The organism is Massilia sp. ST3 (assembly GCF_018119405.1).
In the GTDB taxonomy this organism is placed as follows: domain Bacteria; phylum Pseudomonadota; class Gammaproteobacteria; order Burkholderiales; family Burkholderiaceae_D; genus Telluria.
The window spans coordinates 31,321-53,391 of sequence record NZ_JAGPWC010000004.1 but is presented as its reverse complement, the minus strand read 5'-3'; the positions used below and the strand labels follow the sequence as shown (position 1 = coordinate 53,391).

The 22,071-nt window shown below is 66.2% G+C and carries 21 protein-coding genes; 8 read left to right on the top strand and 13 right to left on the bottom strand.

Annotation, left to right across the window (positions count from 1 at the left end):
* Window positions 1-3: 3 nt before the first annotated feature.
* From KBW98_RS02215 to KBW98_RS02205, 3 genes are all read right to left on the bottom strand, one after another.
* Complete coding sequence (locus tag KBW98_RS02215; RefSeq protein ID WP_211518456.1) at window positions 4-1,206, bottom strand: efflux RND transporter periplasmic adaptor subunit; 1,203 nt, start codon at window positions 1,204-1,206, stop codon at window positions 4-6.
* A 307-nt stretch (window positions 1,207-1,513) separates the two neighbouring features.
* Complete coding sequence (locus tag KBW98_RS02210) at window positions 1,514-2,359, bottom strand: alpha/beta hydrolase (RefSeq protein ID WP_211518455.1); 846 nt, start codon at window positions 2,357-2,359, stop codon at window positions 1,514-1,516.
* On the bottom strand, window positions 2,356-2,583 hold the full coding sequence (locus tag KBW98_RS02205; RefSeq protein ID WP_211518454.1) for a hypothetical protein: 228 nt from the start codon (window positions 2,581-2,583) through the stop codon (window positions 2,356-2,358). The genes KBW98_RS02210 and KBW98_RS02205 overlap by 4 nt, the downstream gene beginning before the upstream one ends.
* A 145-nt stretch (window positions 2,584-2,728) precedes the next feature.
* On the opposite strand from KBW98_RS02205, the gene KBW98_RS02200 reads away from it, so the two are divergent.
* The 4 genes from KBW98_RS02200 to KBW98_RS02185 all read left to right on the top strand — a co-directional run bounded on the left by KBW98_RS02200 (window position 2,729) and on the right by KBW98_RS02185 (window position 5,778).
* Window positions 2,729-3,706: a LysR family transcriptional regulator gene (locus tag KBW98_RS02200; RefSeq protein WP_211518453.1), complete on the top strand. Its 978-nt coding sequence runs from the start codon at window positions 2,729-2,731 to the stop codon at window positions 3,704-3,706.
* Window positions 3,707-3,739: 33 nt separating this feature from the next.
* Entirely contained in the window at window positions 3,740-4,186 is a 447-nt protein-coding gene (locus KBW98_RS02195; RefSeq protein ID WP_211518452.1) for a DUF962 domain-containing protein, read from the top strand.
* A 162-nt stretch (window positions 4,187-4,348) separates the two neighbouring features.
* Window positions 4,349-5,287, top strand: coding sequence for a DMT family transporter (locus KBW98_RS02190; RefSeq protein WP_211518451.1), 939 nt, complete (start codon window positions 4,349-4,351; stop codon window positions 5,285-5,287).
* Entirely contained in the window at window positions 5,284-5,778 is a 495-nt protein-coding gene (locus KBW98_RS02185) for a GNAT family N-acetyltransferase (RefSeq protein ID WP_211518450.1), read from the top strand. Before KBW98_RS02190 ends, KBW98_RS02185 begins: the two co-directional genes overlap by 4 nt.
* A gap of 410 nt (window positions 5,779-6,188) precedes the next feature.
* Here the strand turns inward: KBW98_RS02185 and hutI are convergent, their stop codons facing one another.
* The 9 genes from hutI to ada all read right to left on the bottom strand — a co-directional run bounded on the left by hutI (window position 6,189) and on the right by ada (window position 17,180).
* Entirely contained in the window at window positions 6,189-7,385 is a 1,197-nt protein-coding gene (hutI, locus tag KBW98_RS02180; RefSeq protein WP_211518449.1) for an imidazolonepropionase, read from the bottom strand.
* A complete protein-coding gene (locus KBW98_RS02175) occupies window positions 7,378-7,983 on the bottom strand; it encodes a HutD family protein (RefSeq protein ID WP_211518448.1) in 606 nt (201 codons plus the stop codon). The genes hutI and KBW98_RS02175 overlap by 8 nt, the downstream gene beginning before the upstream one ends.
* The gene (locus tag KBW98_RS02170) at window positions 7,980-9,347 is read right to left on the bottom strand and encodes a formimidoylglutamate deiminase (RefSeq protein WP_211518447.1); all 1,368 of its coding nucleotides are present in this window, start codon (window positions 9,345-9,347) and stop codon (window positions 7,980-7,982) included. Before KBW98_RS02170 ends, KBW98_RS02175 begins: the two co-directional genes overlap by 4 nt.
* Window positions 9,344-10,144, bottom strand: coding sequence for an N-formylglutamate deformylase (hutG, locus tag KBW98_RS02165; RefSeq protein ID WP_211518446.1), 801 nt, complete (start codon window positions 10,142-10,144; stop codon window positions 9,344-9,346). The genes KBW98_RS02170 and hutG overlap by 4 nt, the downstream gene beginning before the upstream one ends.
* A gap of 21 nt (window positions 10,145-10,165) precedes the next feature.
* Window positions 10,166-11,710: a histidine ammonia-lyase gene (gene hutH, locus KBW98_RS02160; protein WP_211518445.1), complete on the bottom strand. Its 1,545-nt coding sequence runs from the start codon at window positions 11,708-11,710 to the stop codon at window positions 10,166-10,168.
* 10 nt (window positions 11,711-11,720) lie between these two features.
* A complete protein-coding gene (hutU, locus tag KBW98_RS02155; protein WP_211518444.1) occupies window positions 11,721-13,430 on the bottom strand; it encodes a urocanate hydratase in 1,710 nt (569 codons plus the stop codon).
* A 277-nt stretch (window positions 13,431-13,707) separates the two neighbouring features.
* On the bottom strand, window positions 13,708-15,366 hold the full coding sequence (locus KBW98_RS02150) for an amidohydrolase (RefSeq protein WP_211518443.1): 1,659 nt from the start codon (window positions 15,364-15,366) through the stop codon (window positions 13,708-13,710).
* Window positions 15,367-15,435: 69 nt separating this feature from the next.
* Window positions 15,436-16,125, bottom strand: coding sequence for a 2OG-Fe(II) oxygenase (locus KBW98_RS02145; protein ID WP_211518442.1), 690 nt, complete (start codon window positions 16,123-16,125; stop codon window positions 15,436-15,438).
* Window positions 16,122-17,180 (bottom strand): bifunctional DNA-binding transcriptional regulator/O6-methylguanine-DNA methyltransferase Ada, encoded by a 1,059-nt coding sequence (ada, locus tag KBW98_RS02140; protein ID WP_307727570.1) that lies wholly within the window; start codon window positions 17,178-17,180, stop codon window positions 16,122-16,124. The genes KBW98_RS02145 and ada overlap by 4 nt, the downstream gene beginning before the upstream one ends.
* 133 nt (window positions 17,181-17,313) lie before the next feature.
* On the opposite strand from ada, the gene hutC reads away from it, so the two are divergent.
* The 4 genes from hutC (at window position 17,314) to rho (ending at window position 20,507) form a co-directional block, all read left to right on the top strand.
* Window positions 17,314-18,054, top strand: coding sequence for a histidine utilization repressor (gene hutC / locus KBW98_RS02135; protein ID WP_211518440.1), 741 nt, complete (start codon window positions 17,314-17,316; stop codon window positions 18,052-18,054).
* A gap of 94 nt (window positions 18,055-18,148) precedes the next feature.
* Entirely contained in the window at window positions 18,149-18,550 is a 402-nt protein-coding gene (locus KBW98_RS02130; protein ID WP_211518439.1) for a response regulator, read from the top strand.
* A 222-nt stretch (window positions 18,551-18,772) separates the two neighbouring features.
* Window positions 18,773-19,099: a thioredoxin TrxA gene (trxA, locus tag KBW98_RS02125; protein ID WP_211518438.1), complete on the top strand. Its 327-nt coding sequence runs from the start codon at window positions 18,773-18,775 to the stop codon at window positions 19,097-19,099.
* Window positions 19,100-19,244: 145 nt separating this feature from the next.
* A complete protein-coding gene (rho, locus tag KBW98_RS02120; protein WP_211518437.1) occupies window positions 19,245-20,507 on the top strand; it encodes a transcription termination factor Rho in 1,263 nt (420 codons plus the stop codon).
* A gap of 63 nt (window positions 20,508-20,570) precedes the next feature.
* On the opposite strand, the gene KBW98_RS02115 is transcribed toward rho, so the two are convergent.
* A complete protein-coding gene (locus KBW98_RS02115) occupies window positions 20,571-22,022 on the bottom strand; it encodes a hypothetical protein (protein WP_211518436.1) in 1,452 nt (483 codons plus the stop codon).
* Between the last annotated feature and the right edge of the window lie 49 nt (window positions 22,023-22,071).

Below are 22,071 nucleotides of genomic sequence, written 5' to 3'. Positions count from 1 at the left end.
GGATTACTCCTTGGCGCCGGCGTCCGCCATGGCCAGTTTGGTGTCCTTGATGCCGCTGGCGGTGGCGGTCATCGGGACGACTTGCGGCGCGATCGGGGCGCCGGGACGCACGCGCTGCAGGCCATTGACGACGATCTTCTCGCCCGCCTTCAGGCCCGAACGGACGATGCGCAGGCCGTCGATGGCCGGTCCCAGCTTGACGGCGCGGTACTCGGCCTTGTTCTCCTTGTCGACCACGAACACGAACTTGCGGTCCTGGTCGGTGCCGATGGCGCGGTCGGTGATCAGGACCTGCGGGCGCGGCTCGCCGCCGGCGATCTGCACGCGGGCGAACAGGCCGGGCGCCAGCTGGCGGTCGGCGTTGGCCAGGGTGGCGCGCATGCGCACGCTGCCGCTCTCGCTGTCGAGGCGGTTGTCGACGAATTCCAGCTTGCCGCTGTGCGGGAAGCCGTCCTCGTTGGCCAGGCCGACCTTGACGTCGACCGCCTGGCCGGCGTGGGCGCGGCGGCTCACGCGCAGGTAGGTGTCCTCGTCGCCGTCGAAGCTGGCGTAGATGCGGTCCATCGAGACGACCGAGGTCAGCACGGCGCTGGCGTCGACCAGGTTGCCGAGGGTGATCTCGGCCTTCGACACGCGGCCGTCGATCGGCGACAGCACGCGGGTATACGACACGTTCAGCTTGGCCGCCTCGAACTGGGCCTGGGCGGCGCGGGCGCTGGCGTCCAGTTCCTTCTGGCTGGCGGAGCGCTCGTCGAACTCGCGCTGGGCGATGGCTTTGTCCAGCAGCAGGCGCTCGGCGCGCTGCAGTTCCAGGCGCGCCAGGTCGGCGCGCGCCTTGGCGGCGGCGGCGGCGGCGCCGGCGCGGTCGGCTTCGGCCTGGTAGGGGCGCGGATCGATCACGAACAGCAGGTCGCCCTTCTTGACTTCGGCGCCCGGCTTGAAGTTCACGGCGGTGATGTAGCCCGACACCCGCGGGCGGATCTCGACCACGTCGATCGCTTCCAGGCGGCCCGAGAATTCCTGGGTCTCCAGCACCGGCTTCTCGACCACGACCGCGGCCGACACCGGCGGCGCGGCAGGGGCCGCCGGAGCATCATTGCTGTTGGCGTCGGCGCAGCCCGTGAGCGCGGCGCCGGCCAGGCCGGCCACCGCCAGGGCGGCGGCCATCATGCGGAGTTTGCCCGTCCATTGTTGTTGGCTATTCATGATTAACCTTTCTTATGTATTGCAAAAAAATGCTTGCGCGCCCCGCCATTGCGGAAACGCAGGCAAAAAGAGGCCCTTCCGCGCCCGCGGGCACGGCTGGAACGTCATTCGGAAACTAAGGGATGCCGGCTAGCTGGCTAGCGTCGACACCTTGCGGTGCAAATGCACATGTCAGTCATGGCGAACTCCCTTCTATGAATTGATTGCCTGCGAAAACCGCAGGTAAAGCACTGCCCCTGCCCGACACTCGGTAAGGCATCCGCTTGTAGCCTGGAATCCGGGCTGACGGCCCGGTGAACGTGACGCGCTAGACGGGCGCGCCTCCCTGTCCCTCGATTCCCGAGAGGAAGATGCCGATCTCGCCCATCGCATGGACCTTGCACGCGCATTCGGTGCGTCCGTTCGGGTCGGTCAGCTGAGCCGGAGGCAGGCGGCGCACCGTGGTGCGCACACCTGCGTTAATCAATTTGGCGCCGTATTGTTCGGCCTCGTCGCGCAATGGGTCGTCCTCGGCCGACAGGATCAGGGCCGGCGGCAGGTTCTTCAGCCGGCTCGACTGCAGCGGCGACGCGTAAGGATGGGCGCGGTCGGCGGCGTTCGGCAGGTAACCCCGATAGGCCTCGGCGCAGACGGCGGTCACTTTTTCGCGGTCCGGGCACAGGGTCATCTGGCGCATCGAGCAGGTGGTCAGGCCGGGATCGAGCATCGGCATGATCAGGAGCTGGCCGGCCAGGGCCGGGCCGCCGCGGTCGCGCGACATCAGGCCGCACACCGCCGCCAGGTTGGCGCCCGCCTCGATGCCGGACACCACCAGGTGCTTGCCGGTCCAGCCGAGCTTGGTCTTGTTCTTCTTTGCCCACAGCAGCACCGCATGCGCATCCTCGACCGCCGCCGGGAAGGGGCTGACCGTGGCGAGCGTGTAGCGCGAGGCCAGCACCAGCGGTTTGTGGTCGCTCTCGGCCAGCATGCGCAGGAATTCGTCCGCATCCTCCATGTCGTCGGCGATGAAGCCGCCGCCGTGGAAGAACACCACCAGGGTGTCGCGCTTGGGCGCCGCTCCCGCCACGTAGAGGCGCGCGCCGAGGGCGCCACTGGCGCCGCCGACTTCGAGCTCGCGCACCCTGAGGGCGAGATTGTCCGGCACCGCGCTCATCGGGCTGCCTCCGGATTGCGCAATTCACGCAGCTGAACAATGCGTGCTTGCTCGCCCTCGCATTCGGCGGCGCAGGCCATCTGCATCTGCATGGTCAAGGCATGCAGGCCGCGGGCTTCGGCGCCGGCAGCGCGCGAGTAGGCGTCCGTGCCCAGCAGGCCGGCCAGCGCGACTGCGCTGACAGCGACTGCGACCGTGGTGAAGATTCCGTCCCGAATGCTCATGACCAGCTCCGTAAGTGACTGCATATTTATTTGTTGCGATGCACACATAATAGACATCATCTACAATCGGATAAAGATGGCAATGCCGAATTAATTGTTCGGATTGATGAACAATGACATGATTCTGTCATTCGGAGGACGGGAAATGAACAAGTTACAGGCGATGGAAGTGTTCATCCAGGTGGTCGACTGCGGCAGCTTCACCAAGGCGGCGGACGCCCTGCAGCTACCCAAGGCGACCGTCTCGACCCTGGTGCAGTCGCTCGAGACGGCCTTGTCGGCCAAGCTGCTGCACCGGACCACGCGCCAGGTGACGGTGACGTCCGACGGCGCCGCCTATTATGAACGCTGCGTGCGCATCCTGTCGGACGTGCGCGACGCCGAGGAATCGCTCTCGCGCCACCGGCTCAGCCCGAGCGGCCGGCTGCGGGTCGACGCGCCCACCGGCCTGTCGTCCGAGATCCTGCTGCCCGCCCTGCCCGCGTTCTTCGAGCGCTATCCCGACATCACCATGGAACTGGGCAGCAGCGACCGCCCGGTCGACCTGGTCGAGGAAGGGGTCGATTGCGCCGTGCGCGGCGGTGAGCTGTACGACACCAGCCTGATCGCGCGCCGGGTCGGCGTGGTCAACTTCGTGACCTGCGCATCGCCGGCCTACATCGAGCGCTACGGCATGCCCGAGCACCCGCGCGACCTCGAGCGCCACCGCTGCGTGAACTATTTTTCGACCAAGACCGGCAAGATCTACAACTGGGACTTCACGCGCCATGGCGAGCGTATCGAGCTGGCGCTGCCGGGCGTGATCGCGCTGAACGATTCGAATGCCTACATCGAGGCCGGGCTGTCGGGGCTGGGCATCATCTTCATGGCCGATTACCTCTTGACCGAACACCTCGCCACCGGCCGCGTGGTGCGCCTGCTGCCGGACTGGCGCTCCGACCCGCTGCCGATCCACGTCGTGTATCCGCAGAACCGCCACCTGTCGGCCAAGGTGCGGGTGTTCGTGGAATGGGTGTCCGAGCTGTTCGCCAGCAATCCGCACCTGCGGCTGCAGCCGGCCGATACCTCGCTGGCCCAGCCGCCGCTGCCGCCGGACGCTTTCCGGCTGGGGCAGTCGGTGTAGAATCGGCGCATAACACCTATACCGGAGACCACCATGGAACACGCCTCGGCGCCGCGCACTATCGACATCCTGCTGGCGAAGTACGCGGAGAGCCACCAGGACCACACCAATGAGCTGATCCATTTCGTGTGCATTCCGCTGATCGTGTTCAGCCTCTTGGGGCTCTTGTGGTCCATCCACTTCGCCGTGGCGACGGGCGCCGTGATCGCGGCCTCGAACTATTATTTCAGGCTGTCGCGTCCCTTTGCGATCGGCATGGCGGTGATGAGCCTGGTCATGCTGGGTCTGCTGGCGCTGCTGCCCGAGATGACGGTGCTGCCGGTGTCGATCGCGATCTTCGTCGTGGCCTGGATCGGGCAGTTCATCGGGCACAAGATCGAGGGGAAGAAGCCGTCGTTTTTTGACGACTTGCGTTTCCTGTTGATTGGGCCGCTGTTCGTGTTGAGTTTTTTGTATCGGCGCATGAACCTCGCGTACTAGTAAGGTCGGCGGGTTTCCCGCCGACGCGGCGGTAGTTAGCGCTGGACAAACCCCGGCGCGAATTCGAAACCGCCAACAATCGACGCGTCGGCGGCGAAGCCGCCAACCCTACGGTCATACACGATGCATGCGTGAAACTCGCGGACCACGTATACTTCCGCGATGCCTTCTTCCGTCCTCTTCACCGTCGCCTGCCTGATCTGGGGCTCCACCTTCTGGGCCATCACCTTGCAGCTGGGGCACGTGGCCCCTTCCGTCTCGGTCGCCTACCGCTTCTTCCTCGCCGCCGCCGCGCTGTTCGCCATCTGCCTGGTGCGCCGCGACCGCCTGCTGCTGCCCTGGCGCACCCAGGGTTGGATGGCGCTGCAAGGCTTCCTGACCTTCGGCATCTCCTATGTCTGCACCTATGAGTCCGAGCTGCACGTGGTGTCCGGCCTGGTGGCCGTGATGTTCGCGCTGATGGTGTTCTGGACGCCGATGTGGAGCCGCATTTTCTTCGGGACCGGCATCAGCCGCCGCACCCTGGCTTGCGGCCTGGCCGCGACCGGCGGCGTGGCCTTGCTGTTCTACCGCTCGATCGGCGACGCCTGGCGCGACCTGCAATCCGGCGGCGGCGGCGAGTTTCTGGCCGGCGTGATCCTGGCCCTGGCCGCCACCCTCGCCAGTTCGGCCGGCAGCATCGTGGTCAACAAGGTCAAGGAGCAGTGCGCCAACCTGCCGCTGTCCATGGCCTGGTCCATGCTGTGGGGCGCTTCCATGGTCGCCGTCTGGTGCATCGTCAACGGCGACGCCTTCGTGATCCCGCAAGCGCCGAGCTACTGGATGGGCCTCGTCTACCTGTCGATCTTCGGCTCGGTGATCGCCTTCTTCGCCTACTTCACCCTGATCAGCCGCATCGGGCCGCAGAAGGCGGTCTACATCGGCGTGGTCACACCGGTGCTGTCGGTGCTGCTGTCGATCCAGCTCGAAGACTACCGTCCCGGCCCCGTCGAATTCCTCGGCATGATCGTCTGCCTGGCCAGCGTGGCCTGGGCCCTGCGCGCACCCGCAGCCAAACCGGTGCAATCCGCCAACCTGAACAACGCCATCGAAACACCATGAGCACTGATACCGTTTTTTCCATCCGCCCGGCCCAGCCGTCCGACGTCTCCCACATCCACGGCATGATCGTGGAGCTGGCCGTGTTCGAGAAACTCGAGCACCTGGTGGTCGCCACCGAAGCCATGCTGCACGAAGGCCTGTTCGGCGCGCGCCCGGCCTGCGAAGCCATCATCGGCGAAGAGAATGGCGAAGTGGTCGCCTTCGCCCTGTTCTTCCATAACTTCTCGACCTTCCTCACCAAGAAGGGCCTCTACCTGGAAGACCTGTACGTGCGCCAGATCCACCGCGGCAAGGGCTACGGCACCCAGATGCTCAAGCGCCTGGCGCAAATCGCCGTGGAGCGCGAGTGCGGCCGCTTCGAGTGGTCGGTACTGGACTGGAACGCACCGGCGATCCAGTTCTACCAGGCCATGGGCGCGGACATCCTGCCCGACTGGCGCATCTGCCGCGTGACCGGCGACAGCCTCAACGCCCTGGCCGAGCGCCGCTAACGCTGGACCACAAAGAAAAACCCACGGGGCCTTGGGCGCCGTGGGCGAACCCATTTTTGGCAAAATGGGGAGGGGAGATGGGAATCACTGAGGCTCACTATAGACGTGCATCCTTAACGATCCATTAAACCTTACATTTGGTTACCGCTTGAATTGTTACCATGTAGGTCATCATTACCCACGTGGAAAAGCTTGCTTTGAGCGTTATCAAGCAATTGTTTTTATGTGCGGGAAATCTCGCGCGGGGCGGTTACCGCTGCTTGAACGCGTCGGCGGCGAAGCCGCCAACCCTACGGTCGGTAGATGTAGGGTGGACGGCTCCGCCGTCCACGCGTGATAGCTGAAGGCTCCGTAGTCGCGCACGGGCCGGGTGACGTGGATTGAACGCGTGGACGGCGGAGCCGTCCACCCTACAGCATGCCGGCCTTGACGACAGCCTTGCAGGGATTGAACCCGATCGCGTACGCCAGGTCGGCGGGCCGCGCGATGTGCCACAAGGCCAGGTCGGCCTGCTTGCCCACTTCCAAGGTCCCGATCTGATCCTGCAGCCCGAGCGCGCGGGCGGCATGCAGCGTGGCGCCGAGCAGGGCTTCCTGCGGCGTCAGGCGCCACAGGGTGCAGGCCATGTTCATCGCCAGCAGCAGGGAGGTCATGGGCGAGGTGCCCGGGTTACAGTCGGTCGATACCGCCATCGGCACGCCGGCTTCGCGCAGGGCGGCCACCGGCGGCGGCGTGGTCTCGCGCAGGAAGTAATAGGCGCCCGGCAGCAGCACGGCCACCGTGCCCGCCGCCGCCATCGCGGCCACGCCTTCCGGCGACAGGTATTCGAGATGGTCGGCCGACAGCCCTTTATAACGCGCCACCAGGGCGGCGCCCTGCTGGTCCGACAGCTGCTCGGCGTGCAGCTTCACCGGCAGGCCGAGCGCGCGCGCGGCGGCGAAGATCCGCTCGGTTTGGGCGTTGGAAAAGCCGATGCGTTCGCAGAAGGCGTCCACCGCGTCGACCAGTCCCTGCTCCGCCAGCCGCGGCAGCATGCGCTCGCACACTTCCGTCACGTAGTCGTCGGCGCGGCCGGCGAATTCCGGCGGCAGCGCGTGCGCACCGAGGAAGGTGGTGCGCACCCGCACGCCCAGCTGTTCGCCGATGCGGCGTGCGGCCAGCAGCATGCGCGCTTCCGCTTCCAGCTCCAGCCCGTAACCGGACTTGATCTCGAGCGTGGTCACGCCTTCGCGCAGCATGGCGCGCACGCGCGGCAGGCTCTCAGCCACCAGCGCGTCGACGCTGGCTTCGCGGGTGGCGCGCACCGTGGACATGATGCCGCCGCCCTGGCGCGCGATGTCTTCGTAGGTGGCGCCGTTCAGGCGCGCTTCCCATTCGTTGCTGCGGTTGCCGGCGTGGACGATGTGGGTGTGGCAGTCGACCAGGCCCGGGGTGATCCAGGCGCCGCCGCAGTCGTGCGCGCGCGCCGCCGGCGGGGCGTCCGCGCGCGGGCCGATCCAGGCGATGCGCCCATCCTTTACCGCCAGCGCGGCGTCGCGCAGTTCACCGTAGCCGCCCACCATGGTGGCCAGGTGGGCGTTGGTGAACAGCAGGTCCGCTTCACTCATACATTTCCTCGTCGTCCTCGTCGGCGTGGTAATTGATGTCGACGATGAAGATGGTCGCCTGCCCCGCTTCCAGGTTCCAGGTCTGGTCCGGGTCGAGCACCACAGCGTCGTAGCGCACCAGGCCGATGCGCTCTTCGTCGTTGGACAGCTCCAGGCTGTCGCCCTCGGCCAGGAACAGCACCGTCACGTCGGCGCGCGTCACGAAGCGCGAGTCGCCGCTCAGGCGGCGGCGTCCGAACTGGTGGTAGCAGCGCTCGCTGCGCGTCATGACGTTGAAGTCCGTCGTCACGCCGCGGCTGAGCTTTGCCGACACCTCGGAGGCGCCATCGAACTGGGCCACCGGCTCGGCCTCGCTGATCAGGCTCGGCTCGCCGTCGATCTGCAGGGTCATGCCGTGTCCCTCGACCAGGGCCAGCGTGCGGTCCACGCCCGGGAACTGCGAGAAGGCGCCGTCTTCGGCGATGGTGGCCAGGCTGACGCGCCAGTCGAAGTCCTCGAAACCGGCGTCCGGCGGCCCGATGGCGATCTCGATGGTGCTGCCGCCGCCGTTCTTCCACGGCACCGGCGACAATCCTGCGAATGGAATCAAGACGGTCATTGGCTCCCCTCCCGCAACTGTTTGACTGCCTGGCGATAGCGCTGCGCGATCGCATCCTGCGCCATGTGCCTGCCCCCCTGGACCACCCAGCGGCCGCCGCACAGCACGTCGCGCACCAGGTTGTCGTTACCGCAGAACAGGAAGCGCCCCAGCACGTCCGCATCCAGCACGCCATCCAGGTTCGGATGGGCGCCGTCAAGGACCAGCAGGTCGGCGCGCCTGCCCTCTTCCAGCGCGCCGACGCGCCGGCCGGCCGCCTTGGCGCCACCCTGCAATGCAGCTTGCCACAGGAATTCGCCGACGTCGCGCTGCTTTTGGGTGACGGCGACGTTGCGGCGCTGGTGCACCAGGCGCTGGCCGTATTCCAGCCAGCGCAGTTCCTCGACCGGGCTTTGCGACACATGGCTGTCGCTGCCGACGCCAAAGGCGCCGCCGGCCGCGAGGAAGGGCTCGAGCGGGAACACGCCGTCGCCCAGGTTGGCCTCGGTGGTCGGGCACAGGCCGGCGATGGCGCCGCTGCGCGCGAGCGCCTGCACCTCGCCGTCGTTCAGGTGGGTGGCGTGCACCAGGCACCAGCGCGCATCCAGCGCCATCCCGTCCATCAGGTATTCGACCGGACGCCTGCCGGCATGGGCCAGGCATTGCTCGACCTCGGCCTGCTGCTCGGCGATGTGGATGTGCAGCGGGCGCTCTTTCGGCAACGCTGCGGCCAGCGCGCGCACCTGGTCGATGCTGGCCGCGCGCAGCGAGTGCGGCGCGGCGCCCACTTCGAGCTGGCCGTTGCGCAGCGGCGCCAGCGCCTCGACGATGCCGAGCACGTCGTCCACGCCGGTGCGGAAGCGCCCCTGTGCGGGTTTCAAGGGCTGCTCGCCGAAGCCGGCATGGCTGTACAGCACCGGCAGCAAGGTCAATCCCATGCCCGAGGCCTGGGCGGCCGCGGCGACGCGCTCGGCGGTCTCCGCCACGCGCGCATAAGGCTGGCCGTCGGGGGCGCGCTGCAGGTAGTGGAACTCGCAGACCGAGGTGTAGCCGTGGCGCAGGCACTCGGCGAACAGCTGGGCGGCGATGGCCTCGATCTGCTCGGGCGTGATGCTGGCGGCGAAGCGGTACATCAGGTCGCGCCAGGTCCAGAAGCTGTCCGGGCCGTCGCCGGCGCGCTCGGTCAGCCCGCCCAGCGCGCGCTGGAAGGCGTGCGAGTGCAGGTTGACCATCCCCGGCAGCACGTAGTCGGCGCGCGCCACGTTCAGCGGCGGCGGCGAGTCCGGGACGATATGGGTCAGGTCGCCGTGGATGTCCCACTCGACCAGTACGTCGCGCCGCCAGCCCTCGGGCAGCAGCGCATGGCGCGCGAACAGGGCCCTCATGGGCGCCCGCTCCCCTGCACCCATTCCACGGCGCCGCCAATCATGGCGCGCAGCAGCGGCTGCACCTCGGCCGCGACGTCAGGGCGGTACTCGAAGGGCGGCGCCTCGTTCATGTACAGGCACTGGCACATCTCGAGCTGGATCGCGTGCACGTCCTGCCGCGGCTGGCCGTAGTGGCGGGTGATGTGGCCGCCCTTGAAGCGGCCGTTGACGGCAATGCTGAAGCGGTCCTGGGCGCGCGCGATGCCCACCACCGCGTCTTCCAGGCCCTGGGCGCAGGATTTCCCTTCGGCGGTGCCGAAGTTCAGGTCCGGCAGCTTGCCTTCGAAGAAGCGCGGCACCCTCGATGCGATCGAGTGCGCGTCCCACAGCACCACACGGCCGAATTCGCGCTTGAGCCGGTCCAGCTCCGTGCGCAGCTGGTGGTGGTAGGGCGTCCAGTAGCGGTCCAGGCGGTGGCGCACTTCGGCTTCATCGGGCTCCTGCCCTTCCAGGTAGAGCTTTTCGTCGCCGAAGGTGTCGACCGGGCACAGGCCGGTGGTGCTCATGCCCGGATACAAATTGGTGTTCTCGGGCGGGCGGTTCAGGTCGATCAGGTAGCGCGACCAGCGCGCCGACAAGACCGAGACGCCCATCTCCTCGAGGAAGCCATAGAGTTCCGGCAGGTGCCAGTCGGTGTCGGCGCGCGCCTGCGCGCAGGGCGCGAGCCGCGCCGCGACCTCGTCGGGGATGTCGGTGCCCACGTGGGGCATCGACACCAGCATGGGAAGCCTGCCTGCCTTGAACCGGAACTCCATTGCGACTCCTGTTGTTGTTGATTACGGGTGCAGCACCGTGAACAGCTCCTTGCACGCGGCCGACAGCTCGCCACCGACCACCATGCGGCGCGCCGCCTCGATGTCCGGCGCAAAGAAACGGTCGGCATCGTAGGCCGCCACCTGCTTGCGCAGCGCCGCATGCACCTGCTCCAGGATGGCGGAACTGGTCAGCGGTCGGTGGAATTCGATGCCCTGGGCGGCCGCCAGCAGTTCGATCGCCACGATAACAGCCGTATTGTGCGCCATCTGGTCGAGACGGCGCGCCGCGAACGTCGCCATGCTGACGTGGTCTTCCTGGTTGGCCGAGGTCGGCAGGCTGTCCACGCTGGCGGGGTGGGCATGCGACTTGTTTTCCGAGGCCAGCGCGGCCGCCGTCACGTGGGCGATCATGAAGCCCGAGTTCAGGCCCGGCTCGCGCACCAGGAAGGCCGGCAGGCCGGACAGGTTGGCGTCGATCAGCAGCGCGATGCGGCGCTCGGCCAGCGCGCCGATCTCGGCGATCGCCAGGGCCAGGGTGTCGGCGGCGAAGGCCACCGGCTCGGCATGAAAATTCCCGCCAGAAATAATTTCGCCGCCTTCGAACAGCAGCGGGTTGTCGGTGACGGCATTGGCCTCGATCAGCAGGGTGCGGCCGGCGTTGGCGATCAGGTCCATGACGGCGCCCATCACCTGCGGCTGGCAGCGCAGGCTGTACGGGTCCTGCACGCGCTCGTCGCCCACCAGGTGCGAGGCGCGGATGGCGCTGCCCGCCACCAGCTGGCGGTAGATGTTGGCCGCGGCGATCTGGCCCGGCTGGCCGCGCACGGCGTGGATGCGCGGGTCGAAAGGCGCGTCCGAGCCGCGGGCGGCGTCGACCGACAGCGCGCCCGTGACCATGCCCGCTTCCAGCAGGCGCTCGGCCATGAACAGGCCGTGCAGGGCCAGCGCGGTCGAGACTTGCGTGCCGTTGATCAGGGCCAGGCCCTCTTTCGCTTCCAGCTCGATCTGCTCGATGCCGGCCGCGCGCAGGGCGTCCGCCGCGTCCTGCAGTTCGCCGTTCACGCGCACCTGGCCCACGCCCAGCATCGGCAGGGTCATGTGGGCCAGCGGCGCCAGGTCGCCCGAGGCGCCGACCGATCCTTGCGAGGGAATCGCCGGCATGATGCCGGCGTTGAGCATCTTGACCAGGGTCTCGATGATCACCGGGCGCACGCCCGAGTAGCCGCGCGCCAGGCTGCCGATCTTGGTCAGGAGGATCAGGCGCACGATGGGATCAAGCAGCAGTTCGCCCGTGCCCACCGCGTGCGACAGGATCAGGTTGCGCTGCAGGGTCGCCAGCTGGTCGTGCGGGATGTGGGCCTTGGCCAGGATGCCGAAGCCGGTGTTGATGCCGTAGGCCGGGTCGCCCTTGGCGACGATGGCCTTCACGGTGGCGGCCGAGGCCTTGATCGCGTCCCAGGCCTCGGCGGCCAGGGTCAATTGCACCGGCGCGGCCCAGGCGGCGCGCAGGTCGGACAAGGCCAGCTGGCCGGGTTGCAGGGTGAGTGCGTGATGGTGGTGGTTCATGTCTACAACCTTACTTGATCATCGGGAGGTTCAGGCCATTGCGCTTGGCCGTGTCGATTGCGCTTTGGTAGCCGGCGTCGGCATGGCGCATCACGCCCGAGCCGCTGTCGTTCACCAGCACGCGCGCCAGGCGCTTGGCGGCGGCCTCGGTGCCGTCGGCCACGATCACCACGCCCGAGTGCTGCGAATAGCCCATGCCCACGCCGCCGCCGTGGTGCAGCGAGACCCAGGTGGCGCCGCCGGCGGTGTTCAGCATGGCGTTCAGCAGCGGCCAGTCCGAGACCGCGTCGGTGCCGTCGCGCATCGCTTCGGTCTCGCGGTTCGGGCTGGCGACCGAGCCAGTGTCCAGGTGGTCGCGGCCGATCACGATCGGCGCTTTCAGTTCGCCGGTGCGCACCATCTCGTTGAAGGCCAGGCCGGCCAGGTGGCGCTCGCCCAGGCCGAGCCAGCAGATCCGCGCCGGCAGGCCCTGGAAGGCGATGCGCTCGCGCGCCATGTCGAGCCAGCGGTGCACGCGCGCATGCTGCGGGAACAGCTCCTTGATCTTGGCGTCGGTTTTATAGATGTCTTCCGGATCGCCCGACAGCGCCACCCAGCGGAACGGGCCGCGGCCTTCGCAGAACTGGGGACGGATATAGGCCGGCACGAAGCCCGGGAAGGCGAAGGCGTCCTCGACGCCCTCGTCCTTGGCCACCTGGCGGATGTTGTTGCCGTAGTCGACGGCGTAGGCGCCCATGGCCTTGAAGTCGAGGATGGCGCGCACGTGGACGGCGCAGGACTTGGCCGCCGCGTCCTTCAGGCGCGCGTGCTCGGCCGGGTTCTGCTGGGCCGCCTTCCACTCTTCCACGCTCCAGCCGATCGGCAGGTAGCCGTTGATCAGGTCGTGGGCCGAGGTCTGGTCGGTGACCAGGTCCGGCACCAGGCCGCCGTTCTTCGCGCGCCGGACCAGTTCCGGCAGGATCTCGGCGGCGTTGCCCAGCAGGCCGATCGAGACCGACTCGCGGCGGCCCGTGTATTCCTTGACCATGGCCAGGGCTTCGTCGATGTCCTTGGCCTGCTTGTCGAGGTAGCGGGTGCGCAGGCGGAAGTCGATGCTGCTCTGCTGGCACTCGATGTTCAGCGACACCGCGCCCGCAAACGTCGCGGCCAGCGGCTGGGCGCCGCCCATGCCGCCCAGGCCCGCGGTCAGGATCCAGCGGCCAGCCATGTCGCCGCCGAAGTGCTGGCGCCCGGCTTCGGCGAAGGTCTCGTAGGTGCCCTGCACGATGCCCTGGGTGCCGATGTAGATCCAGCTGCCGGCGGTCATCTGGCCGTACATGAACAGGCCCTTGCGGTCGAGTTCATTGAAGTGTTCCCAGGTGGCCCATTTCGGCACCAGGTTGGAGTTCGCCAGCAGCACGCGCGGGGCGTCCGGGTGGGTCTGGAACACGCCGACCGGCTTGCCCGACTGGATCAGGAGGGTCTGGTCGTCGTCCAGTTCCTTCAGCGAGGCGAGGATCTGGTCGTAGCATTCCCAGTTGCGGGCCGCGCGGCCGATGCCGCCGTAGACCACCAGGCTTTGCGGGTTTTCCGCGACCTCGGCGTCGAGGTTGTTCTGGATCATGCGGTAGGCGGCTTCGGTCAGCCAGCTCTTGCAGGACAGCTCGCTGCCGCGCGGGGCGCGGATCACGCGGGACGGGTCGACGCGCGGGTCGTCGAGGCGGGGCGATTCAGTGGTCATGGCGGCTCCTTCGGGGTCGAGGTCGGCACGTGCGAAGGCGCACGCGCTGTGTGCTGCACTGAAGTCTAGGTTGTCTATACAACTAAGTCAAATCATTTTGGCGTGCTGGTTGTGCTGTTTTTTGTGGCAGCGGGTATGCGGGCAAACTTGGGTCTCCGCCTTCGCGGGGATGACGTTGGTTTATAGAGCGAGAGAACAGATACTGCAACTTCGGACACGCACTTTGCACGTCATCCCCGCGCAGGCGGGGACCCAAGTTCGCCGCACACCACCAGCATTATTTCTTGAACACCTGCTTCCCTGCCACCCACGTCTCGAGCACACCCGTCTTATGAATATCGTAAGTCGGCATCTTGAACAAATCCCGATCAATCACGATAAAGTCCGCCTGCTTCCCCTCCTCAAGCGACCCGAGACTGTTCTCCTGGTGCCCCGCATACGCCGCATCCAGCGTGAAGCACCTGAACGCCTCCTTCAGCGACATCGCCTGGTTCGGATACCACCCCGCCACCGGCTGCCCCTGCGCATCCTGGCGCGTCACCGCGGCGTGGATGCCGAAGAAGGGATTCGGCGCCTCCACCGGGAAGTCCGAGCCGCAGGCGATCTTCGAGCCCTGGTGCAGGAAGCTGCGCCAGGCGTAGGCGCCCTTGATGCGCTCCGGGCCCACGCGGGTTTCGGCCATGTTCTTGTCCGAGGTCGCATGGGTCGGCTGCATCGATGGGATGATGCCCAGGGTCTTGAAGCGCGGGATGTCGTCCAGGGTCACGACCTGGGCATGCTCGATGCGGTGGCGCTGCGCTGCGCTTTTCGTCGCCGCCAGCTCCTTCTTGTAGATGTCGAGAATCTGGCGATTGCCCGCATCGCCGATGGCGTGCACGTTGACCTGGTAGCCCTTGCGCATGGCCTTGGTCATCTTCGCATCCATCTGCGCTGTGTTAAAGAACAGCAGCCCATGCGAATGCGGCTCGTCGCTGTAGGGCTTGATCAGGGCCGCGCCGCGGCTGCCCAGCGCGCCGTCCGAATACAGCTTCACCGCGCGCAGCGCGTACATGCCCTTGCCGTAGTCCTTGAGCGGACCGTTTTTCGCGAGTTCGTCGAAGTCCTTGTCGGTGCCGCCGATCATGGCGTAGACCCGCGCGGTCAGCTTGCCCTGGTCCGCATAGGCGCGGTACAGGCGGTCCTCGCCCACGCCGATGCCGGCGTCGTGCACGCTGGTCAGGCCCACGCGCGCCATCTCCTGCAGCGCGCGGTCGAGCATCACGCGGCCTTCGGCCTCGGTCTGCTGCGGCAGCACCTTGGCCACCAACTCCTGGGCCGCATCGACCAGCACGCCGGTGGCCTCGCCGTTCGCATCGCGCATGATCTTGCCGCCCACCGGGTCCGGGGTCGTTTTCGTGATGCCGGCCAGCGCCAGGGCGCGGCTGTTGGCCCAGCCGGCGTGGCCGTCGACCCGCTCCAGCCATACCGGACGGTCGCTCACCACGGCATCCAGTTCGGACGCCAGCGGGAAGCGGCCCAGCTTCCAGTTCTCCTGGTTCCAGCCGCGGCCGCGGATCCAGGCATGGTTCGGGTTGGCGCGCGCGTAGTCGCCGATGGCCTTGGTCGCCTGCTGCAGCGAAGTGGTGCTGAACAAGTCGAGCTGGGTCAGCTGCTGGCCCAGGCCGAAGACGTGGCCGTGGGCGTCGATCAGGCCCGGCAGCACGGTGCGTCCGCCCATGTCGATGCGGCGTGCGTTCTTCGCCTTGGCCGCCACCTCCGCGCCGGCGCCCACGGCGATGATCCTGCCCTGGTCGTCGAAGGCCAGCGCGGTGAACTGCACCAGCTCGCCCTTGGCGTTCAGGGTGTAGCCGTTGGCGTTGTCGATGACGGTGTCGGCCATGGCCGGGAGGCTGCCGAGGGCAGCTGCGATGAACAGGGAAATCGGGCGCACGCGCATGCTTGTTCTTCTCCGTGAAAATAGGGTCCCGCGCCTCGTGGGCGCGGCACGGAGAAGTATAGGGTAAACCTAGGCCGCGTCGTGAAAGATGATCCCCAGGGTATGACGGCTGCCCTGGCGCAGGCGGCTCACGCCGTGGCGCATGGCGACGCGGTAGACACCGCGCGTGCCCTGCACCGGACGGTGGTTGACGGGGAAGACCACGGCGTCGCCCTGCCTCAAGGGCACCACCTCGGCGCGCGACTGCATGCGCGGACGCTGCTCCGTCAAGACGAACTCGCCGCCCTCGAAGTCCGCGCCGGGCCGGGACAGCAGCACCGCCACCTGCAGCGGAAATACGTGCTCGCCGTACAGGTCCTGGTGCAGGCAGTTGTAGTCGCCCGCGCGGTAGCGCAGCAGCAGCGGCGTCGGGCGCAGCTGGCCGGCGCCGTGGCAGCGCGCCAGGAAGTCCGCGTGCGCTGCCGGGAAGCGCAGGTCCTGCCCGAGAGCCGCCTGCCAGCGGTTGGCGATGCGCGCCAGCGGCGGATACAGCCGGGTGCGCAGCCAGTCCAGCGCGCCCGGCAGCGGATAGGAAAAATACTGGTACTCGCCGCGCCCGAAGCCGTGGCGCTCCATCACGACGCGGCTGCGAAAGCCTTCGGGACGATCATAGAGCGCCGCATACCAGCCGCATTCGTCGGGCGACAGCAGGCCGGGAACGCGGGCGCAGCCCTGCTCGTCGAGCTGCGCCGACACGTCGTCCCAGTCGACCTGCGTCATTGCCCCGCCTCCCGGTCCAGCAGCGCGCGCTTGCGCTCGATGCCCCAGCGGTAGCCGGACAGCGCACCATCCAGGCGCACCACGCGGTGGCAGGGAATCGCCACCGCCACCGGGTTCGCGGCGCAAGCCCCGGCCACGGCGCGCGCCCCACCCTTCAGGCCCACGCGCTCGGCCAGTTCGGCATAGCTGACGGTCTGGCCGGCCGGGATCTCGCGCAAGGCCTGCCAGACGCGCTGCTGGAAAGCCGTGCCGCGCACGTCCAGCGGCAGGTCCAGTCCAACGCGCGGCGCCTCGACCAGGCCGATGACGCGGGCCACGGTCTGCTCGAAGCCGGCCTCGGCGCCGAGCAGCTCGGCGCGCGGGAAGCGTTCCTGCAGGTCGTGCACCAGGGGTTCCGGTTCGTCGCCGATCAGCACCGCGCAGATGCCGCGTTCGGTGGCCGCCACCAGGATCGCGCCCAGCGAGCACTGCGCCACCGCGAAGCGGATGGTCTCGCCCTGCCCGCCCGCGCGGTAGCGGCCGGGCGTCATGCCGAGCAGGCCGCCGGACGCGGCATAGAAGCGCCCGCTCGAACCGAAGCCGGCGTCGTAGATGGCGTCGGTGACGCTCGGCGCTTCCGGCAGCTGGGCGCGCACCTTCGCCGCGCGCTGGGCCGCCGCATAGGCCTTGGGCGTGATGCCGGTGTGGGCCTTGAACACGCGGTGGAAGTGGAAGCGGCTCATGCCGGCCGCTTGCGCCAGGCTGTCGAGATCCGGTTCTTCTTCCGATGCCTCGATCAGGCGGCAGGCACGGGCCACGGCCCGGGCCTGGCGCTCGGCCAGCGGCGCCTCGTTCGGCTTGCAGCGCAGGCAGGCGCGGAAGCCCGCGGCCTCGGCCTCGGCGCCATCGGCATGGAAGGCGACGTTGGCGCGCCGCGCCGGACGCGAGGGGCAGGAAGGACGGCAGTAGACGCCGGTGCTGCGCACCGAGTACACGAAACAGCCGTCGGCGGCGCGGTCGCGGCGCTGGACGGCGTCCCAGCGCGCCTCGTCGGTATCGAATGCTTGTGTTGGCATGGCGGCGTTCATGATGATGCTCCGAATAGCGAATGGCTCCATCCTAGCCCCTGGCGCCGGGGGAAGCACTCCGGGTCTTGCTTTCGAATCCCGGTTAAAATCCTGGGTGACGGCAGCGCCGCCCCGGCCTGTCATGATCGGCTCCCGGGAGAGTAGTTTGGAAGAACAGACCGCGCAAGACAGTACGCCCATTTTCCAGCGCATCAAGGATTACCTGGTCGGCGAAATCGCCGCCGGACGCTGGAAGGAAGGCGACCTCGTGCCCTCCGAGCAGGCCCTGGTGCGCCAGTTCGGCGTGTCGCGCATGACCGTCAACCGCGCCGTGCGCGAGCTCACCGCCGAGCAGGTACTGACGCGGCGCCAGGGTTCGGGCACCTATGTCGCCCCGCAGAAATACCAGGCGACTTTGGTCGAGATCCGCAACATCGCCGACGAGATCCGCGCCCGCGGCAAGGCGCACCGCGCCAGCGTGCGCCTGCTGCGCCAGGAGGAAGCCGGCGACGAGCTGGCCGCCGAGTTCGAGCTCGAGCCCGGCGCGCCCCTGTTCCACTCGCTGATCCTGCACTTCGAGAACGACATCCCGATCCAGCTCGAAGACCGCTGGGTCAACCCGGATTGCGCGCCCGCCTACCTGGAGCAGGACTTTACCCTCATCACCCCGAACGAGCACCTGATGCAGGCCGCCCCGCTGCAGGGCGCCACCTACACCATCGAAGCCCACCCGGCCCAGCCGGACGTGGCCCTCGTGCTGGCGGTGCCGGTGGACAGCTGCTGCCTGGTCCTGCACCGTCGCACCACCTCGGCCGGGCGGGTGGCCTCGGTCGCCACCATGTGGCATCCAGGCCACCTGGCGCGCTTTACGGGCAGCGTCTAAGGCGTCACGCGTCGAAAATTTGCGGCAGCGCTGGCCATTTGTTCAAAATCCTGGCCATAATGGCCCTCCTTTTCGTCAACGTTCTTTATTGACCATGAGCCACGCCGATCTCGCTCACTCAAGCGCCGCGCCCAAGCGCGTGCTGGTGCTCGACGACGACCGGTTCGTGCTGGAAGTGCTGGAAGAAATGCTGGCCGCGGCCGGTCCCTATCATGTCGCCACCGAGGAAGACGCGCGCCGCGCGCTGGCCCGGCTGGGCGAGCACCGCCCCGACGTCGTGATCTGCGACCTGATGCTGCCCGAGATGGATGGCATCGAGTTCCTGCAGGCCGCCGCCGGCCAGGGCTTCCGCGGCAAGGTCGTGGTGCTGACGGCCCTCGGCGACGGGCTGCGCGACGCAGCCTGCGACCTGGCGCGCGCCCTCGGCCTGGAGGTGTCCGGCGCCTTCAGCAAGCCGATCGGCGCCGAGCAATTGCGGCGTGCCGTGGAATGTTGAGGTTTTGTACAAACTGATAAACACTTTTTAAAAAAATGGGGTATTATTCGCCTCATTCCCCGCCTGACATCCTCTAGCCGTTTCTCCATATTGATATTTGCGCACAGTGCCTCCACCATTGTGTAGCAGCAATATATTGTGTAGTGCACGGCAGCCGGCTGAGACATCGCGCACGATCGGTCTCCAGGCGTTAATTGAATCCTTACCTCATTTGAGGAAACCATGAGCGAAAACATCAAACATATCAGCGACGCATCCTTCGACACCGACGTGCTCAAGTCCGAGCGCCCGGTTCTGGTGGACTTCTGGGCCGAGTGGTGCGGCCCGTGCAAGATGATTGCACCGATCCTGGAAGAAGTCGCCAAGGAATACGAAGGCAAGGTCACGATCGCCAAGCTGGACGTCGACGCGAACCAGGCCGTGCCGGCCAAGTTCGGCATCCGCGGCATTCCGACGCTGATCCTGTTCAAGAATGGTGTTGCCGCTGCCCAGAAAGTGGGCGCCATGGCCAAAGGCCAGCTGACTGCATTCATCGACAGCAACATTTAAGAAAAAAAGAGACAAGCGGCGGCGGCGCGCCCGCGCCACCGTCATCCTGGACGGAAGGACTACCTGGTCCTTCCGGCTTGATTAAACCAGCCACGCAGCTCCCTCCCCTACCTTTACTTTCCCATCACGGGACACCCATACAAACATGCATTTATCTGAACTGAAGGCAATGCACGTCTCCGCCCTGCTGGAGATGGCCATCGGCCTCGACATCGACAACGCAGCCCGCCTGCGTAAACAGGAACTGATGTTCGCGATCCTGAAGAAGCGCGCGAAAGGCGGCGAACAGATCTTCGGCGACGGCGCCCTCGAGGTGCTGCCGGACGGCTTCGGCTTCCTGCGTTCGCCGGACGCCAGCTACATGGCCTCGACCGACGACATCTACATCTCGCCGTCGCAGATCCGCCGGTTCAACTTGCATACGGGTGACTCGATCGAAGGGGAAGTGCGTACCCCGAAGGACGGCGAGCGCTACTTCGCGCTGGTCAAGGTCGACAAGGTCAACGGCGAATCGCCGGAAGCCTCGAAGCACCGCATCCTGTTCGAAAACCTGACCCCGCTGCACCCGCAGGAACCGCTGCGCCTGGAGCGCGACATGAACGGCGCCGAGAACATCACCGGCCGCATCGTCGACCTGATCTCGCCGATCGGCAAGGGCCAGCGCGGCCTGCTGGTCGCCTCGCCGAAGTCGGGCAAGTCGGTCATGCTGCAGCATATCGCGCACGCCATCACCGCCAACCACCCCGACGTGACCCTGATCGTCCTGCTGATCGACGAACGTCCGGAAGAAGTGACCGAGATGCAGCGTTCGGTGCGCGGCGAAGTGGTCGCCTCGACCTTCGACGAACCGGCCACCCGCCACGTGCAGGTCGCCGAGATGGTGCTGGAAAAAGCCAAGCGCCTGGTCGAGATGAAGAAGGACGTCGTGATCCTGCTGGACTCGATCACCCGCCTGGCCCGCGCCTACAACACCGTGATCCCGGCCTCGGGCAAGGTGCTGACCGGCGGTGTCGACGCCAACGCGCTGCAGCGTCCGAAGCGCTTCTTCGGCGCCGCCCGCAACGTCGAGGAAGGCGGCTCGCTGACCATCGTCGCGACCGCGCTGATCGAAACCGGTTCGCGCATGGACGACGTGATCTACGAAGAATTCAAGGGCACCGGCAACATGGAAGTGCACCTGGAGCGCCGCCTGGCCGAGAAGCGCGTCTACCCGGCGATCAACCTGAACAAATCGGGCACCCGCCGCGAAGAGCTCCTGATCAAGCCGGACCAGCTGCAGAAGATCTGGATCCTGCGCAAGCTGCTGTACTCGATGGACGAGATCGAGGCGATGGAGTTCATCCTCGACAAGATGCGCGCGACCAAGAACAATGTCGAGTTCTTCGACATGATGCGCCGCGGCGGTTAATTCCTCCGCAGCCTCGCGCGAAAGGCGGCCTGATGGCCGCCTTTTTCGTTTACCAGGTTCGCGTCAAATGGCCGGGTCGTGATCGCGATAACGGGTTTTTCCAAGAAAATATGCGGCATGGGGCGCGATGAGCTGCCGGTTTCGAGCCCGTCCTCGCCTGATCTCATCCGCGTCGACCCAGATCAGGTCGCGCGATTGCAAACTAGCTTGATAAAGCGTCTCCACAACCCCGTCCGCTATGGCAGACTCATCTAGATCGTACACTTCGAAGATACGGAACTGGCAATAATTTTCCGCCTTAATCGGTTCAGGCCCTTCCGTTACGGAACGTATATGTCGAAAATGCAGATGCTCGATCGATGGTATGTCCAGTCCGACTTCCAGCGTCTCCTCCCGAAATTCCCGATAAGCGCATTGTTCCGCGCTCTCGCGCAGACTTCCGCCTTCGAACCATTCACGAAATTTTTGCAGGGAGTTCTGAGTGATGAATCCTCTGATATCGTCCCCCATCTCGTCGTCCACCGCGTTGACTCTGAAATTGAATTGATCCAGAACTTTTTTCGCGCCGGGTCGGGTTTTGTACACCCCGCCAATCGGGGCAAATGACTCTGGACGATGGACGTTGCGAATCAACAGGTACTTCCCCGCCCTTTGGATTCGCAAGGAAACGGACGCAACGACTCTCACCTCGGCATGCTCGTCGTTCTCGTCATACTTGGCAACAGCCTGAGGAACGCTAGACTGGGTGAACTTGCTGGGCTTTTCCGCAGGAGGGGCGGGAGCAGGAGCAGCAGTAGGAGTAGCACCAGCTTGAAGGATACTGTTTCTCAGGATGAGATAGCTCAGGTCGTCTTTTCCGCTTGGCTTTACAACATTGATATGCCCGCGATCGGCCAACACCTCCACGTTTGAATTACTCCACGTCATTCTGGCGCTGTGCTCCGGCACCACTTTGTCGAGCGCAGCCAGCACGTAGCACACCTTGACTTTGCTTTCGACGCGCATTCGCTCCCAGGATTTACCGATGTTTCTTACCAGGTCCGATTCCCGGCATAGGTGACGCAATTGCGCATGACGCCACGAAATACAGCTTGCCAGCTCAGCCAGGGCTGCGCCGTTGTTAGGCACTGCATAGAGCAAAATGGAGCTTACTTGGGAGTGCTCTTCCGCTTCCATGCAATCGATAAGATACTGTTTCCCGATGAGCCCGCCAAGGCTATGGCAGACGAGCGTAATATCCTGGTACGCCGAAAATCGGTGCTTGATCTGGGTTGCGAGCGCCTGGGCCAGGGTCGGAACGCCCGGATAACGGGTGCCAAAGATCGGAACCCTCAAGAGAAAACTCGGATAGGAGAAGTAACTTACGTCCACCTCTTTTAATTCCGGATCATTTTTCAGCAGGGTTTCGAAGCCTCCCCACGTCGACTTCGCTTTACCACCCAGACCATGAACGAACAGCACAAGGCGTTTCGCCCTTTGTCGCTCAGCAGGCGCATGCTTACTATCGAATCGCATCGCAGAACTCCGCAACTAAAATTACCACTTTATCATCACTGTCGAGAGA